16 protein-coding genes are annotated in these 15,076 nt (G+C 62.5%); 13 read left to right on the top strand and 3 right to left on the bottom strand.

Annotation, left to right across the window (positions count from 1 at the left end; all coding sequences use genetic code 11):
* Nucleotides 1–87: 87 nt before the first annotated feature.
* The 4 genes from sdhA to trhO all read left to right on the top strand — a co-directional run bounded on the left by sdhA (nucleotide 88) and on the right by trhO (nucleotide 4,105).
* Nucleotides 88–1,800 (top strand): succinate dehydrogenase flavoprotein subunit, encoded by a 1,713-nt coding sequence (gene sdhA / locus AS26_RS07770; protein ID WP_062308096.1) that lies wholly within the window; start codon nucleotides 88–90, stop codon nucleotides 1,798–1,800.
* The gene (sdhB, locus tag AS26_RS07775; RefSeq protein WP_062308065.1) at nucleotides 1,797–2,585 is read left to right on the top strand and encodes a succinate dehydrogenase iron-sulfur subunit; all 789 of its coding nucleotides are present in this window, start codon (nucleotides 1,797–1,799) and stop codon (nucleotides 2,583–2,585) included. The genes sdhA and sdhB overlap by 4 nt, the downstream gene beginning before the upstream one ends.
* Nucleotides 2,586–2,627: 42 nt before the next feature.
* Nucleotides 2,628–3,068 (top strand): hypothetical protein, encoded by a 441-nt coding sequence (locus AS26_RS07780; protein WP_062308067.1) that lies wholly within the window; start codon nucleotides 2,628–2,630, stop codon nucleotides 3,066–3,068.
* 98 nt (nucleotides 3,069–3,166) lie between these two features.
* Nucleotides 3,167–4,105, top strand: coding sequence for an oxygen-dependent tRNA uridine(34) hydroxylase TrhO (gene trhO / locus AS26_RS07785; RefSeq protein ID WP_062308069.1), 939 nt, complete (start codon nucleotides 3,167–3,169; stop codon nucleotides 4,103–4,105).
* Here trhO and AS26_RS07790 read toward each other — a convergent pair.
* The 3 genes from AS26_RS07790 to AS26_RS07800 all read right to left on the bottom strand — a co-directional run bounded on the left by AS26_RS07790 (nucleotide 4,065) and on the right by AS26_RS07800 (nucleotide 7,259).
* On the bottom strand, nucleotides 4,065–5,495 hold the full coding sequence (locus AS26_RS07790) for an MFS transporter (protein WP_062308072.1): 1,431 nt from the start codon (nucleotides 5,493–5,495) through the stop codon (nucleotides 4,065–4,067). The genes trhO and AS26_RS07790 overlap by 41 nt on opposite strands.
* Nucleotides 5,496–5,671: 176 nt before the next feature.
* Entirely contained in the window at nucleotides 5,672–6,400 is a 729-nt protein-coding gene (locus AS26_RS07795) for a GntR family transcriptional regulator (RefSeq protein WP_062308074.1), read from the bottom strand.
* Nucleotides 6,393–7,259: an SPL family radical SAM protein gene (locus AS26_RS07800; RefSeq protein WP_062308099.1), complete on the bottom strand. Its 867-nt coding sequence runs from the start codon at nucleotides 7,257–7,259 to the stop codon at nucleotides 6,393–6,395. The genes AS26_RS07795 and AS26_RS07800 overlap by 8 nt, the downstream gene beginning before the upstream one ends.
* A 202-nt stretch (nucleotides 7,260–7,461) precedes the next feature.
* On the opposite strand from AS26_RS07800, the gene AS26_RS07805 reads away from it, so the two are divergent.
* The 9 genes from AS26_RS07805 to rdgB all read left to right on the top strand — a co-directional run bounded on the left by AS26_RS07805 (nucleotide 7,462) and on the right by rdgB (nucleotide 15,055).
* Nucleotides 7,462–8,637 (top strand): MalY/PatB family protein, encoded by a 1,176-nt coding sequence (locus AS26_RS07805; protein ID WP_062308076.1) that lies wholly within the window; start codon nucleotides 7,462–7,464, stop codon nucleotides 8,635–8,637.
* A 128-nt stretch (nucleotides 8,638–8,765) separates the two neighbouring features.
* A complete protein-coding gene (locus AS26_RS07810) occupies nucleotides 8,766–8,993 on the top strand; it encodes a helix-turn-helix domain-containing protein (protein ID WP_008341227.1) in 228 nt (75 codons plus the stop codon).
* A gap of 386 nt (nucleotides 8,994–9,379) precedes the next feature.
* A complete protein-coding gene (locus AS26_RS07815; RefSeq protein ID WP_062308079.1) occupies nucleotides 9,380–9,976 on the top strand; it encodes an acetate uptake transporter in 597 nt (198 codons plus the stop codon).
* 155 nt (nucleotides 9,977–10,131) lie between these two features.
* Nucleotides 10,132–10,497: a hypothetical protein gene (locus tag AS26_RS07820; protein WP_083516020.1), complete on the top strand. Its 366-nt coding sequence runs from the start codon at nucleotides 10,132–10,134 to the stop codon at nucleotides 10,495–10,497.
* A 32-nt stretch (nucleotides 10,498–10,529) separates the two neighbouring features.
* On the top strand, nucleotides 10,530–11,744 hold the full coding sequence (locus AS26_RS07825) for a CaiB/BaiF CoA transferase family protein (protein WP_062308104.1): 1,215 nt from the start codon (nucleotides 10,530–10,532) through the stop codon (nucleotides 11,742–11,744).
* 41 nt (nucleotides 11,745–11,785) lie between these two features.
* A complete protein-coding gene (locus tag AS26_RS07830; protein ID WP_062308082.1) occupies nucleotides 11,786–12,979 on the top strand; it encodes an acyl-CoA dehydrogenase family protein in 1,194 nt (397 codons plus the stop codon).
* Between the two features lie 127 nt (nucleotides 12,980–13,106).
* Nucleotides 13,107–13,544, top strand: a complete 438-nt coding sequence (locus tag AS26_RS07835; protein ID WP_062308083.1) for a MarR family winged helix-turn-helix transcriptional regulator — start codon at nucleotides 13,107–13,109, stop codon at nucleotides 13,542–13,544.
* 55 nt (nucleotides 13,545–13,599) lie between these two features.
* The gene (murI, locus tag AS26_RS07840) at nucleotides 13,600–14,445 is read left to right on the top strand and encodes a glutamate racemase (protein WP_062308086.1); all 846 of its coding nucleotides are present in this window, start codon (nucleotides 13,600–13,602) and stop codon (nucleotides 14,443–14,445) included.
* A 13-nt stretch (nucleotides 14,446–14,458) separates the two neighbouring features.
* Nucleotides 14,459–15,055 carry an RdgB/HAM1 family non-canonical purine NTP pyrophosphatase gene (rdgB, locus tag AS26_RS07845; RefSeq protein ID WP_062308088.1) on the top strand — a complete coding sequence of 199 codons (597 nt, stop codon included), beginning with the start codon at nucleotides 14,459–14,461 and terminating at the stop codon, nucleotides 15,053–15,055.
* Nucleotides 15,056–15,076: the final 21 nt, after the last annotated feature.

Below are 15,076 nucleotides of genomic sequence, written 5' to 3' on the forward strand. Positions count from 1 at the left end.
TCTCGCAAGGTGCGTACGCGAGCATGGGAGGGAATTGACGTGGCAAACACGAGCATCATTGTCGTGGGAGGTGGCCTCGCCGGCCTGATGACCACCATCAAGGTGGCGGAAGCCGGTGTGCCGGTGAAACTGTTCTCCTTGGTTCCTGTAAAGCGTTCCCATTCCGTGTGTGCGCAAGGCGGCATCAACGGCGCCGTGAACACGAAGGGCGAGGGCGACTCGCCGTGGGAGCACTTCGATGACACCATCTACGGCGGCGACTTTTTGGCCAACCAACCTCCCGTGTTGGGTATGTGCGAAGCGGCGCCGGCCATCATTTACTTGATGGACCGCATGGGCGTCATGTTCAACCGCACGCCGGAAGGATTGCTGGACTTCCGCCGCTTTGGCGGCACCAAGCACCATCGCACGGCATTTGCGGGTGCCTCCACTGGGCAACAGCTGCTGTACGCGTTGGACGAGCAGGTTCGCCGGTATGAGGTGGCGGGCCTCGTCGAGAAATACGAGGGCTGGGATTTCCTCGGCGCTGTGATCGACGACGAACAGATCTGCCGCGGCATCGTGGCGCAGGACCTCCGGTCAATGGAGATCCATTACTTCCGCGCGGACGCGGTGGTCATGTGCACCGGCGGCAACGGTCTCATTTTCGGCAAGAGCACCAACTCGATGATCAACACGGGTTCCGCGGCGTCGGAGTTGTACCAACAGGGTGTGAAGTACGCGAATCCAGAAATGATTCAGGTGCACCCGACGGCCATTCCCGGAGACGACAAGCTTCGCCTCATGTCCGAGTCCGCGCGCGGCGAGGGTGGCCGAGTTTGGACGTACAAGGACGGCAAGCCTTGGTACTTCCTGGAGGAGTGGTATCCGGAGTACGGAAATCTGGTGCCCCGCGACATCGCGACGCGCGCCATCCACAAGGTGTGCGTGGAGATGGGACTTGGCGTCGACGGGCAAAACATGGTGTATCTCGACTTGACCCACATCCCGGCGGACGTGCTGGATAGGAAACTCGGCAACATTCTCGATATCTACGAGAAGTTCGTCGGCGACGATCCCCGCAAAGTTCCGATGAAGATCTTCCCTGCTGTGCACTACTCGATGGGCGGGCTGTGGGTCGACTACGACCAGATGACCAACATTCCAGGCCTGTTCGCCGCGGGCGAAGCGGATTACCAATACCATGGCGCGAATCGCCTCGGCGCGAACTCGCTCGTGTCCTGCATCTACGGCGGCATGATCGCCGGCCCGAATGCCGTGCGCTGGGCAAAGAACCTGCGGAAATCTGCGGATAGCCTGCCCGAGTCGCTCTTTGAGCAATACCGCCGCAAGTATGAGCAGGAATTCGAGGAGATCCTCAAGCTCGACGGAGACGAGAACCCGTACCAGTTGCATCGCGAGCTCGGCAAGTGGATGACGGATCACGTCACCGTGGTGCGGTACAACGACAAACTGAAGGAGACGGACGCCAAGATCCAGGAGCTCCAAGAGCGCTGGAAGCGCATCAAGATGTCGGACACGTCGCGCTGGGAGAACCAGGTGGCCCAGTTTACGCGTCACCTGAAGAATATGCTCATCATGGCGCGCGCCATCACCATTGGGGCGCTGATGAGGAACGAGAGCCGTGGCGCACACTACAAGCCTGAGTTTCCAGAGCGCGACGACGTGAACTTCTTGAAGACGACCATCGCCGAGTACACGCCGGACGGGCCGAAGATCTCGTACGAGGACGTCGACGTCTCGCTGATCAAGCCGCGTAAGCGCAACTACGCGGTGAGCAAGGAGGCGACCAAAGAATGAGCACAACAGCGGAGGCCGTGCAGCAGGCGCAGGCGGAATCGGGGCGAAAGGTGCACCTCATCATCGAGCGGCAGGACAGGCCGGATTCGGAGCCTTACTGGGAGGAATTTGAGGTTCCGTATCGCCCCGGCATGAACGTGATCGCCTGCTTGATGGAGATCCAGCGCAACCCCGTGAACAAGAAGGGCGAGCCCGTCGCGCCGGTCACGTGGGAGATGAACTGCCTGGAAGAGGTCTGCGGCGCGTGCACCATGGTGATCAACAACAAGCCCCGCCAGGCGTGTTCGGCGCTCGTCGATAAGCTGCAACAGCCCATCCGGATCCGGCCGATGCGCACGTTCCCGGTGATTCGCGACCTCGTCGTCGATCGGAGCCGGATGTTCGAAGCGCTCAAGCGCATCAAGGCTTGGATTCCCATTGACGGCACGTACGATCTCGGCCCAGGCCCGCGCATGTCGAGCGAGGAGCAGCAAATCGCGTATGAGCTGTCTCGTTGTTTCACCTGCGGCGCCTGCGTCGAAGCATGTCCGAATGTCAACGACAAGACGTCGTTCATCGGTCCGTTCGCCATCTCGCAGGCGCGCCTGTTCAACATGCACCCCACGGGCAAGATGAACAAAGAGGAGCGCCTGCAGGCGCTGATGGGCGAAGGCGGCATCTTCGAGTGCGGCAACGCGCAGAACTGCGTGGAGGTCTGCCCGAAGGGCATTCCGCTCACGACGTCCATTGCCGTGATGAATCGAGAGGTGACCTATCGCGCGATTGGCGCGTGGCTGCGCAAATAGGATCTGGGTCGCGGCGGACCCAAGGAAAGGCGGGGATGAACGATGCAGGCCGTCTCGGCACAGCGCAGACAGCGGGCGCAGACGAGGAGTTTTATCGCGCTCATCGTGTCGCTTCTGGTACTCGGGTTTGGTAGTTACTTTCTCCTGCGACCGGTCATCCAGGAGCAGACGAGCAATACGCCGGTCAACACCGTGCGCCGGTTCATCGACTTCGTCGAACTGCGGCAGTTCAACGAGGCTTACGACCTGCTCACGCCAACGTTCCAGCAGACGCCAGGCTGGCATGCGTCGCTGTACAATCTGTATCTTTCGCTCGATCCGTCCGAAATCAATTACGCCCTTCTCGGTCAGCGGGGCGACGTGGCGGAGGTCGAGTTTGCAAACGAGCAGGGCGGCGTGTTGTACGTCAAACGCGTCAATGGCCGCTGGTTGATCATGAGCCCGAACGAGGTCACGCAGTCGAGCGGCGCGGCGACGCCGTGATCGTCGGAGCAAGGCCGGCCGAGGTCTGCAGCTAGCTGCGGCCTCGGCTCGTTTTTTGTCCGAAGGCGGCAAGAGCACGAAAGGAGGTCGGACTGGCCATGTCCTACGAGGTTATGCTGTTCTATAAGTTCACGCCCATCGAGGATCCGGATAAACTCGCCCGCTCGCAGCGGGCCATATGCGAGGAATTGGGGCTTCTGGGTCGCGTGCTTGTGGCCGAGGAAGGGCTGAACGGCACCCTGTCCGGTGATGCGCGGGCGTGCCAGGCCTACCGGGACCACATGCGGCAGGATCCGCGTTTCGCGGACATTGTGTTCAAGGTCGATCCGGCCGAAGGCCACGTCTTTCCGCGCCTATCCGTCAAGCGCAAGCGGGAAATTGTCCATTTTGGCGTCGAAGGGGCCCCGAAGCCCTGGGAAAAAACAGGGCACAGGCTGTCGCCGCGCGAGTGGTTCGACATGCTCGGCCGAGACGACGTCGTCGTGATCGACGGGCGCAACGACTACGAGTACGAGATCGGTCACTTCGAGGGCGCGGTGCGGCCGGACGTGTCCACGTTCCGAGAGTTCCCGTCTTGGATCGAACGCCACAAGGCCGAGTGGCGCGGGAAAAAGGTCTTGACCTATTGCACGGGTGGCATCCGCTGCGAGAAGCTGTCCGGGTATCTCATGGAGCAGGGCATCGAGGAGGTCTATCAACTCGATGGCGGCATCATCATGTATGGCAAAGATCCGGAGGTTCAGGGGCGGAAGTTTCTCGGCAAGTGCTACGTCTTTGACGATCGCGTCGCCGTGCGCATCAATCAGACGGAAGAGGACACCGTGATCGCCCATTGCTCCCTCTGCGGTGCGCCCTGCGACCGATACCTCAACTGTGGATACTTGGACTGCCACCGGCGTTTTCTGTGCTGTGAAGACTGCGAGCGGCGCATGCACGGATTCTGTTCACCCGCGTGCGAGGCGGCGGCCTTGCAGCGGGACCGGGTGGATCCCCGCGTCAGGCCGCTTCTCGCGAAGGCTTGTGGCGCATCAGGGTGAGGCCGAGGGCGATCAGGGCTAGGGCTGCCGCGACGAGGAAGCTGCACCGGTACGCGAGCGCGACGGCGTGGTCGCCGAAGGCGGCGGTGAACAGCTCCACGCTCACACCGCCTGCCGTCACACCGAGGCCCATGCCGAGCGTGCGGCTCATGTTGAGGATCCCGCCGGCCACGCCGAGGTGAGCCGCGGGCGTCGCGTTCATGACGCGCGCATTGTTGGCGGGCGTGAACGTCCCCACGCCGCACCCCACGAGAAACAGGCCCGCCAAGAAGGCCGGCGTCACGCGGGCGAACGCGAACAGGCATGCGGACCCCATGGCGGCGAGGATCAGGCCGGCCGCGGACACCTTGACCTTTGACCAACGATCCGCGAGGCGGCCGGCGAAGGGCGTGCTGAGCGCCATGCCGACGGGAAGGGCTGTGAGCAAAAGGCCCGCCTTTGCGCTCGACAGACCTTCGACGTGCACGAACCAGTACGGAACGACGAGCGTGATGGCGTACATGACGCTGAAGGACAGGATGGACGTCACGTTTCCGAGCCAGATGACGCGCTCACGGATGTAGTTCATCGGCACAAGCGGATGGTCTGCTCTGCGCTCGACGGCCGCAAACGCCACCGCGGCGAGCACGGCGACGGCGAGCAAAACCGCTGTGGTGGTCGGGCGGCTCTCGGGCCGGAAGCCCTCCTTCAACACATACATCGTCACAATGAGCAGGAAGGCGAGCACCAGGGCGCCGACGAGATCGTACCGGGGGCGCGGGCCCTCGCGGCGATCGCGAGGGAGAAACAGGAGCGCTGCGAGGGTGCCGAAGATGCCAACGGGCACATTGATGTAAAAGATGAGTCGCCAGGAGGCGATATGCGTCAGCACGCCGCCGACGAGCGGCCCCAGGCTCAATCCGAGTCCTTGGGCGAGTGCTTGGAAGCCGATGGCCTGGCCGCGGCGCTCGGCATCGGCCGCGGCTGTGATGATGGACACGCTGTTGGCCTGAAGGAGACTCGCGCCGATGCCCTGCAACACGCGAAAGGCGAGGAGGCTGGCGAGATTCCACGAGGCCCCGCACAGCGCGGAACCGATGATGAACACGCCGAATCCCAGGGTGTACATCGGGCGCCGGCCCACGAGGTCCGAGAGGCGTCCGAAGGCCACGATGCACCCGGCGAGCGCCAGGAGGTAGATCAGGCTCACCCATTCGATGCGGTTCATCGTGGTGTGGAATGCCTGCTCTAGCTTGGGCAGCGCGATGCTGATGATGCTGGCGTCGAGCGCCGCCATGAAGGCGCCAAAACACACGGTCGCGACGATGAACCACATGCCCCCTGGCCGCCGGATCACGTCCTCAAGCGGCAGTCGGTGTGGCTTCCTCGCCACCGTCGCCTCTTGCTGCATCTCCTCGTCCCCCTTCGGTAGCGCACAGGATGGCGCCGGTTACTCCCCACAGCATGCCCCTTCCCCGAGCGCTCTACGTCTCGAGCAACTTGTCATGATGTCATAACAAGTTGCGCTAGCAATTCCATTGTACAGGGAGGCGAGCGGTTTGGCCAGAGGCCGGCGCTCGCCCGTGGTCAGTGCGGATGCCGCAGCAATTGGACGCGAAGTTGATACCGGTCCGACGGATATCGAACCAGGGAATATTCGACGGGTGCGCCTGACTCGTCCCTCGTGACCCGTTCGATGCACAGCACGGCAGCGGGTGGGCGAAGCCCAAATCGGGCGCAATCGTCCGGATCGGCGAGTTCGGCGGAGATGGTCTGACTCCCCGAATTGATCCGGACGCCGTTTTGCTCGAAAAAGCCATAGATGGAGTCGTAGAGCTTTGGATCCGGCGCCATTCGCGAGGACACCTGGAAGGGCGGCACCAGGTAGGACCGCTCGTGGAAGTAGGCGAGATCGTTCACGAACGCCGTGCGCTCAATGTAGAGCACCTGCTTGGATCGCGGCACTCGGAGCCAGCGGGCGATGTCGTCGGGACACGCGCGCATCTCGATCACGTCGAGGCGCACGTCCACGGGAAGCCCGGCAGCCCTGAGTTCTTCTGCAAATCCGTACAGCGTGGTGGACGTCGCCGGATGGTCCAGGTCCGCGACAAAGCTCCCCTTGCCCTGGCGACGCACGATGAACCCTGCCGCGACAAGATCGCCCACCGCCTGCCGCACGGTCGTGCGGCTCACATCGTACATGGAAGCGAGCTCCGCCTCGGAAGGGATTTGTTCGCCAGGGGGCCACGCTCCGCTCAGGATCTTGTCGAGCAACTCCGATTTCAGCTGTTGATACAGAGGAACGCTCTCACGCATGCTCCGGATCGGTCCTTTCGTCGAACGGCTGCCGCACGCCAGGCGGCAGGAATCCCTGTTGGTGGAGAAAGATGCGGTCTCGGGGCATCCGCTCCGCGAGCAACTCGGCAAAGTCCCGCGCCTGTCCCGGGCGGCACCACACCTCGCGCTCCTCGGGCAGGTACCACTGATCGACGCCCATCGCGCGGCTCCGCCGCCCATGAGCGCCGTCGCCGATGAACCAGTCGTCAATGGCGACGCTGTCCGCGAGTGTCGCGAGGAGCTGCGGGAAGTCCGGCGAAGACGGCAAGATGGGCGCTACGGCGATTTGAACGGAAACGCCGTGCGCGCGGAGGGCCTCGACGGCCCGGATCCGCGCCCGTACGGTTGGCGCCCGGGGCGTGAACCGCCGCCGGACCTCTTCCTGGTCCGTTTCAAGCGTCACGGAGACGAGCACTCGGTCGCGCAGGGTTGCGAGAATGTCGGCGTCGCGGGCGACGAGCGGCGAGCGCGTCTGGACGAACAGAAAATCGACGAGTTCGGGCGCCGATTGCATGGTCAGCAGGAGGGAACGCGTCGCTTGGACGCGCCACTCCGCTGGCTGATACGGATCCGTGCTGGATGACATGAAGATGCGGGTTCCTCCGCGCAGCTTCGCCCTTTCCAGTTCGCGAACAAACGCTTCCGCAGAAAACCGCTTCGGTTCGGCATAAGAGCCCCAGGGCTCGCCGCGGAATCGCGCCACCGGCAACGCCTGCACGTAGCAGTACTTGCATCCGTAGGCACAGCCGATGAAAGGATTGAGCGTGTAATCGTAGCCGCGCAGATAGCCGCCGGTCGGCGTCAGCAGGCGGCGCGGCGCGTTGCCCGTTTTCGTCATGCCATCCTCCTGAGCGCAATCAAGCTTCACCGTCAAGCGTACCACAGCACCTTGATTCATTGTATCCACGTTGGATATATAAGGAAGGTGGGCGTCTATGGAGAGCGAGGGCAGGGTGGACTTTCGCGCGTTGTGATACATTGGTGTACAGCGGTACGACGCCGTCGTGCCCGCTACGGAGCGGCATGGGGAGGTCGGATGCATGTCAAGCTTTGACGCGTATGTCGAACGCAGGAACACCGGTTGCATGAAGTGGGATGGCCTGAAGCGCCGATTCGGGAGGGAAGATCTCATTCCGCTCTGGGTGGCGGACATGGACTTTCTCTCGCCGCCGGCCGTGATCGACGCGCTCGTCGAACGAGCCCGGCACGGCGTGTACGGCTACGCCATCAAGACGGACCGGTATGCGGAGAGCATCGTGCAGTGGCTCAAGGTGCGGCACGGCATCGAGATTTCGCCCGACTGGATTGTACCCGCGCCAGGGGTGGTCCCGGCGCTCTCGGTGATCGTGCAGGCTTTCACAGAGCCTGGCGATGGCATTTTGATTCAGCCTCCGGTTTACCATCCATTCCGGCGCGTCATCGAGGGATGGGGGCGGCGCGCCATCGAAAATCCGCTTGTCGAGTCCGGTGGCCGATACGAGATGGATTTCGACGACCTGGAGCGCAAGGCAAAGGACGCCAAGGTGATGTTTTTGTGCTCGCCGCACAATCCGGTGGGCCGGGTGTGGACGAAGCACGAGCTCGAACGCGTCGCGGACATCTGCCTGCGCCACGGTGTGCTGGTGGTGAGTGACGAGATCCATGCGGACATCGTCTTTGCCCCGCATCGCCATGTTCCGTTTGCTTCGCTCGGGCCCGAGTGCTCGCGCAACAGCATCACCTGTCACGCGCCGAGCAAGACCTTCAATTTGGCGGGGCTCAACACCGCGTATATCTGGGCCGAGAACGAGTCGCTGCGAACGGCCTATGAACGAGCTTCGCATCGAGCTTCCATGGCAGAGCTCAACGTGTTCGGCATCGAGGCGATGATCGCGGCGTATCAGCACGGCGCGGCGTGGTTGGATGAACTTCTCCACTATCTGCAGGTGAGTCTCGACGAGATGGAGCAGGTGTTTGAGAAGGAACTGCCGGAGATCCGCATGATCCGCCCGGAAGGCACGTACATGGTGTGGCTGGACTTTCGAGCACTTGGCATGTCCGACGAAGAACTGGACAGGTTTTTGCGGGACGAAGCACGTCTCGGGCTCAATGAGGGTCATATCTTTGGTTCGCAAGGATCTGGATTCCAGCGCATGAACATCGCGTGTCCGCGGTCGCTCCTGCGGAAGGCCCTGCAGCAACTGCGCGACGCGGTTCAAAATCGACGTTCCCGTTGAGGGAGATAGGCGGCATCCCCGGATGTCGCCCGTCTCGCGCGCGCGACGGAACGGTCGCGCCCCGGGCGACATACGATACCCTGACTGTATCCCGCTCTTGTATGACTGGGCAAGGAGGGATCGTGGGGATGGCACCTGTCAAGGACGGGCGCGGAAAGTCGCTGTTGACCAACCGCGAACGAGAAGTGTTTGAGCTCCTCGTTCAAGATAAGACGACCAAAGAAATTGCGTCCCAGCTGTTCGTCAGCGAGAAGACCGTGCGGAACCATATCTCCAATGTGATGAAAAAGCTTAATGTCAAAGGCCGCTCGCAAGCCGTGGTGGAACTGGTGCGGCTTGGCGAGATCACGATTTGAAAGGCAACACCCCTACCGCGAGTAGGGGTGTTGAGCCTCTGCCTCAGGCCACGCAGGCCCTGGCGCCCTGGCGCCTATTGCATCCCTATGCACGGACCGCGCAAAAGAGACCACGCCGCTCGGCGGAAGGGGATGGCGCAACCCTCGGACTACGCGGCAATCTGAGTAAAGGAGTCGGAACTTTCTATATTGACAGCGCTTTCATTCTCCTCTACCGTAGAGGTCGAGGTGAAGTTCGTCGCGAGGGGGCGAGCGACATCATTGTGAAACGAAGTGTCTAATATGAAATCAAAGGTCGCAGGGATGGAGCGAATCAAAAGAAAGCCGATAGGGCATGGGTTCGGATGTAAGCGGATTCAAAAATGCGGTGTGAAGGGAGAACGATGATGCACGACAAGAGGCTTGGCGATCCGATCATCATGGGGCTGGCTGCGTTTGTCATCGCGCAAACGCTGCTAAATTTGCCGAATGCGCACTTGGTGTCCCCGCAGGTGACGCTCTTCTTCATGCCCGCAATCCTTGTGTGCGGCGGCTTGGTCTACTTCCTGGCGTGCATATTCTCCTACGTGCGAGGGGACACCTTCGGACTAAGCGTCAACGGGTTTTACGGAGCGTTCTTCACATCCCTCTTCCTGTTCTTCTACCTGGAGTTGAAAGGTGTTCTTCAGTTCGGAACGCAGGCGAACGAGGCGCTAGGCACGTTCTTGTTGATCTGGACCATCGTCACCGTGCCATTCGTTGTTGCCGCATTTCGAGTGCAGCTCTTGTTTGGGCTCCTCTTCTTGTTCGTCTTCTTCGCATTCCTCGGCGGTACGCTCGCCAACCTCGCCGGCGTGAACAGCGCGTTCGGCGGCTACTCCGGGCTGATTTCCGCCGCCATCGCACTCATCCTGGTGACGGAGGCGCTGATGAAGAGCGTGCCGGTCCATGCGCCGCAACCTTCCGCGAACGTGGCAGATTGGACGGCTCGCTCCGAAGCTTGAGGGTACACGCCATGTTCCCGCCTCATGTCCGCTGGCCTTTCGGCCAGCTCTTTTTGATCTCTGTCTTGCCGCCACCTGCTTTGTGATCTACCATGAGAGCAGACATCATTTCTTCATTGAATCAGAGTTTATATTATGAAACTTAGGTGAGCGGATTGCGCATCTGGACACAGGCAGACCGGTCGTGCTCCGGCGTGGATGTTCGTGCGGCTCAGCAACTGGCGCATGCATTGGTGGAAGGCAGACGGGTTTACGTCCGGTGCCCCGTGCCGGCCTGGGAGGATGCCTTGTTCGCGGCCATCCGCGATGCGCTGTGGTCTGCGCGCGATGCATGGAAGATCACAGAAGAGCGGTACGAGGCGGCGCTCGGTCGGCTGTATTCTCTGAAAGACGGCGAGCGCGTGCCGGAAGGCGCGGTTGTCGTGGAGGTGCGCGCATCGGAGCCCCAAGGGCCGTGCGTCATTGGGTTTCAGGGACAGAACCACCCGATGCGACATCAGGGCCACGCGGCGCTGCGTTGATGAAACCGTTTGACGAACAAGAGGTGACCCTCATGCAACCGCTTGCAGGCGTTCGCGTGCTCGACCTCAGCCGCGTACTCGCAGGGCCTTTTTGCACCCAAGTTCTCGGCGATCTCGGCGCGGACGTGATCAAAGTCGAAAGCCCTCAGGGCGACGAGACCCGCAAGTATGAACCCACCAAAGACGGCGTGAGCAGCTACTTTCTCGCGTTCAACCGAAACAAACGGAGCATTGCGGTGGATCTGAAGACCGAAGCCGGGCGCGAGATCGTGCGCAGGCTCGCGCAGGAGGCAGACGTCCTCGTGGAGAATTTTCGCACAGGGACGATGGAGCGGTGGGGGCTCGACCACCGCTCGCTTCGCGCGGCGAATCCGCGGCTCATCTACGCAGCCATCAGCGGGTACGGCCGCACGGGACCTTGGAAGGATAGGCCCGGGTACGATCTTGCCATTCAGGCGGCGAGCGGCCTGATGTCGGTGACGGGAGAAGCGGGGCGAGGCCCTGTGCGGGCCGGCTGGTCCATTGCCGATTTGACGGCCGGGCTCTGGGCCGCGCTCGCCATCTGTGCCGCACTGTCCGAACGCCATCGCACGGGCCGCGGCACCTACCTTGAGACGAGCCTGTTTGAGGGGCAGGTGGCGCTCATGACGTATTACGCCACGGCGTACTTCCTCACGGGTCACGTGGGGGAGCGGTTGGGCGCAGCGCACTTCAGCCTGGCACCGTACCAGGCGTTGGCCGCGGCCGACGGATGGATGGTCGTCGCTGTGGGAAACGACGGGCTGTTTCGCAGGCTGTGTGAGGCGCTCGGCAGCCCTGAGCTCGCGGAAGACCCTCGATTTCAGACGAACGGGCTCCGCGTCAAGCATCGGACCGAGTTGGCGGCGCTGCTCGAAGCTAGGTTGGCAGCGCGCGGCGTGCGCGAGTGGGAAGAGGTGCTGACGGCGGCAGGCGTGCCATGTTCTCCAGTGAATCGAATTGACGAGGTCCTGCATCTCGATCAGGTCGCTGCGCGAGGCATGCTGTGGCAGACCGATTACCCAGGCGTTGGATCCTTCTTCGTGACGAGATCGCCCTTGCTCGGCGAGGGGTGGGATCTTCAGCTGCGCCGGCGCCCGCCGCGGCTCGGCGAACACACGGAGGCCATTCTAACGGAGGCGGGCTACGGTCCTCAGGAAATTGAGGCGCTGAAGGCGGCGGGCGTGGTGGCGAGTTGTCCGCCGTCGGAATCCGAGACGTCGGCATAGGCAAGGCGAGAGACGCGGGCAGACGAGGGAGGCGTGTGTAGATGGATTTCAGCCTGTCGCAAGAACAGTTGGCGGTTCGGGATGTGGTCCGCAAGTTTGTGGACGAGGAGATCTTGCCCCACATCCGCGAATGGGACGAGAAACAGCATTTTGAACCGAGCGTGCTCCGGCGGTTGGCGGAACTGGGGCTCATGGGCGTGTGCATTCCCGAGAAGTACGGCGGCGCAGGGATGGACTATAACACGCTCGCCATCGTGTGCGAAGAGCTCGAACGCGGTGACATCGCCTTTCGAACGGCCGTATCGGTCCATACGGGCCTGAATTCGCTGACCCTGCTTCAATGGGGGACGGAAGCGCAGAAGCAGAAGTATCTGGTTCCTCAGGCGCGCGGCGAGAAGATCGGGGCGTTTGGGCTCACGGAGCCGAATGCGGGGTCGGATGTCGCTGCGATGCGGACGACGGCCGTGCGCGACGGGGATGCGTACATCTTGAACGGTTCAAAGATCTGGATTTCGCTCGCCGACGTCGCGGATTACTTCCTGGTCTTCGCCTACACGGATCGCTCGAAGAAGCACCACGGGATCACGGCCTTCATCGTGGAGCGGGGATGGGAAGGGTTCTCGACGCGATCCATCAAAGGCAAGCTCGGCATTCGCGCGGGCAACACCGGAGAACTGTTCTTCGATCACGTCCGCGTGCCCATCGAGAATCGGCTGGGCGAAGAGGGCGAGGGCTTCAAGATCGCCATGTCGGCCCTGGACAACGGGCGTTTCACGGTGGCGGCCGGCGCGTGTGGATGCATCGCGGCTTGCCTCGAGGCGTCGGTCAAGTACTGCCATGAGCGAGAGACGTTTGGTCAGCCCATCGGCAGGCACCAGCTGGTTCAGCAAATGATCGCGAAGATGGCCGCAAACCTGGACATCGCGCGCCTGCTGGTGTATCGGGCTGGGTGGCTGAAGAACCAGGGGTTGCCGAACACGCGCGAAACGTCGCTTGCGAAGTGGGTGGCCTGCGACGCGGCGTGGGAGGCGGCGTCCGATGCGGTGCAGATCCACGGCGCGTACGGGTATTCGAATGAGTATCCGGTGGAGAGGTATCTGCGCAACGCCAAGGCACCTGTCATTTACGAGGGGACGCGCGAGATCCACACCATTCTGCAGGCGGAATACGCGCTCGGATACCGGCGGGACAAACCGCTGTCGCGCCGACTTCCCGCGTGGCCGTTCGAGGAGTGAGTCGAGGGGCAGTTTCGGGGCGCCATAGGCGCCCTTTCTTCATGTCCGTCGCGATCCTGTTGACCGAAAAAAGTGGGCAGTGGTACGATTTATTGGACTCTGGGCCAAGACAGGATGTGGGTATCCTTTGGCAGACTACAGTCCCTTCGTTGAGGAAATTGAAAAGGCGCTCCGCCTCGTCGCTGCCACCGTCCGGCGCCGCGGAAGGTTCTTGTTGAAAGACTACGACCTCACATCGCCCCAGTTTGATGCGCTCATCACGCTGTACAATGAAGGTGAGTTGACCATCGGCGAGCTGTCGGCCAAGCTGTACCTCGCGTACAGCACCACCACCGATTTGGTGGACAGGCTCGAGCGCGCTGGATATGTCTCTCGCCAGCGGGATCTCGTGGATCGCCGCGTGGTGCGCGTGCAACTTCGGGACAAGGGCGCGCAAGTCATCGAGGCGGTGCTCGCCGCGCGCCGTGCCTACCTCGATTCGAGCTTGAAACACGTCTCCATCGAGCAGCGCCGCGCCATTCTACAAGCACTGGATGTTCTTCTTACGAATATGGGTAACGCATGAACGTCGCGCGTCGAGCCGGCTCCCCCGGGGGCTCGGACCTAGAGGAGTGAAGACGATGGACTTCGCGCATCGCCCAATCGGCGTGTTTGATTCCGGTATCGGGGGGCTGACCGTCTTTCACGCGATGAAGCGCCGCCTGCCCCGCGAATCCATGGTGTACTTCGGCGATCGCGCCCGTTGTCCCTATGGAGACCGGGACCCTGATGAGGTCGAGCGCTTCGCGCTCGAGATTGGGCGCTACCTGGAGCGCCTCGGTATCAAGCTGTTGGTGGTCGCGTGCAACACGGCGACCGCTGTCGCACTGCCGCGCCTCAAGCGAGAGCTCGGCATCGACGTGGTCGGCGTGATCGAACCCGGCGCGTCTCAGGCTATCGAGGCGTCGGAGACAGGCCGGATTGGCGTCATCGGCACGTCGGTGACTATCGCGAGCCACGCGTATGCGAAATCCCTTCGCGCGCTTCGCCCGGACGTCTCCGTGGTGGAGGTGGCGTGCCCGCTCTTCGTGCCCTTGGTCGAACAGGGACATGTCGACGGCGATGCGGTGGAGGAGGTCGTGCGCGAATCGCTTCAGCCGCTGATCCATGCGCGTATCGACACGCTGGTGCTCGGGTGCACCCATTACCCACTGCTCATGCCTGTCATTCGCCGGGTTCTGGGCCCATCCATCCGCGTCATTTCGTCGGCCGACGCCACTGCGCAGACCGTGGCGCGGGTGCTCGCCGAGCGGGGCCTCGAGGCGCCGGATGGCGCCGAGCCTTCCGCCTGGTTTCTGACGACTGGAGACACGGCGAGTCTTCGCATGGCCCTCGCGACGTGGTTTGGCGAAGTGCCCGGCGAGCGGGCCGTCCGACACGTGTCGCTTCCGATTCCTGTGGAGCCGATTCAACGGATTGCGCCGTGAGGAGGGCGTTGAGATGCGCATCGTCATGGCCACGCAGAATCCACACAAGGTGCGGGAGTTTGCCGAGATCTTCGGAGGTCGCGTGGAGCTCGCGCCTCTCTCCCCGGGTCTCCCAAAGGCCCCTGAGACGGGCGAAACGTTCCTGGATAATGCGCGCCAGAAGGCTTTGTTTTACGCCGCGTACGTCGACGCCCCTGTGCTCGCTGACGATTCGGGGCTCGTGGTTCCTGTGCTCGGCGGAGAGCCGGGTGTCCGTTCGGCGCGCTATGCAGGCGAAGGCGCTGACGATCGCGCCAACATCGACAAGCTCATCCGCGCCCTTCGGTCGAAGGGGGTTCGAGAGGCGGAAGCCTGGTTCGCGTGCGCCTTGGTGGTGGCGCGCAAGGACCGCGTGATCATGGAGGTGGAAGCGCGGGTGGACGGCCTCGTCCACGATGAGCCGCGGGGAGACGGCGGATTTGGGTACGATCCGCTGTTTTCTCCGCGGGGCGAGTCGCGCCGCTTTGCGGAAATGTCTGCCGAGGAGAAACATCGGTTCTCTCATCGGGCGCGGGCCGTGCGCGAGTTGTTGGCGCGTCTGCCGGCACCAGACGCGACCGGGTGGGTGTGAACCGGGAGAGCGAACGCTATC

The sequence above is a fragment of the Alicyclobacillus sendaiensis NBRC 100866 genome, assembly GCF_001552675.1.
GTDB classification, from domain to species: Bacteria; Bacillota; Bacilli; order Alicyclobacillales; family Alicyclobacillaceae; genus Alicyclobacillus; species Alicyclobacillus sendaiensis.

Coding starts and splice junctions, on each gene's coding strand:
- AS26_RS07825 (WP_062308104.1), top strand. CDS start 10,530: ATGCAACCGCTTGCAGGCGTTCGCGTGCTCGACCTCAGCCGCGTACTC.
- rdgB (WP_062308088.1), top strand. CDS start 14,459: ATGCGCATCGTCATGGCCACGCAGAATCCACACAAGGTGCGGGAGTTT.
- AS26_RS07815 (WP_062308079.1), top strand. CDS start 9,380: ATGCACGACAAGAGGCTTGGCGATCCGATCATCATGGGGCTGGCTGCG.
- AS26_RS07830 (WP_062308082.1), top strand. CDS start 11,786: ATGGATTTCAGCCTGTCGCAAGAACAGTTGGCGGTTCGGGATGTGGTC.
- sdhA (WP_062308096.1), top strand. CDS start 88: ATGACCACCATCAAGGTGGCGGAAGCCGGTGTGCCGGTGAAACTGTTC.
- sdhB (WP_062308065.1), top strand. CDS start 1,797: ATGAGCACAACAGCGGAGGCCGTGCAGCAGGCGCAGGCGGAATCGGGG.
- AS26_RS07790 (WP_062308072.1), bottom strand. CDS start 5,495: ATGCAGCAAGAGGCGACGGTGGCGAGGAAGCCACACCGACTGCCGCTT.
- AS26_RS07800 (WP_062308099.1), bottom strand. CDS start 7,259: ATGACGAAAACGGGCAACGCGCCGCGCCGCCTGCTGACGCCGACCGGC.
- AS26_RS07780 (WP_062308067.1), top strand. CDS start 2,628: ATGCAGGCCGTCTCGGCACAGCGCAGACAGCGGGCGCAGACGAGGAGT.
- AS26_RS07805 (WP_062308076.1), top strand. CDS start 7,462: ATGTCAAGCTTTGACGCGTATGTCGAACGCAGGAACACCGGTTGCATG.
- murI (WP_062308086.1), top strand. CDS start 13,600: ATGGACTTCGCGCATCGCCCAATCGGCGTGTTTGATTCCGGTATCGGG.
- trhO (WP_062308069.1), top strand. CDS start 3,167: ATGTCCTACGAGGTTATGCTGTTCTATAAGTTCACGCCCATCGAGGAT.
- AS26_RS07810 (WP_008341227.1), top strand. CDS start 8,766: ATGGCACCTGTCAAGGACGGGCGCGGAAAGTCGCTGTTGACCAACCGC.
- AS26_RS07795 (WP_062308074.1), bottom strand. CDS start 6,400: ATGCGTGAGAGCGTTCCTCTGTATCAACAGCTGAAATCGGAGTTGCTC.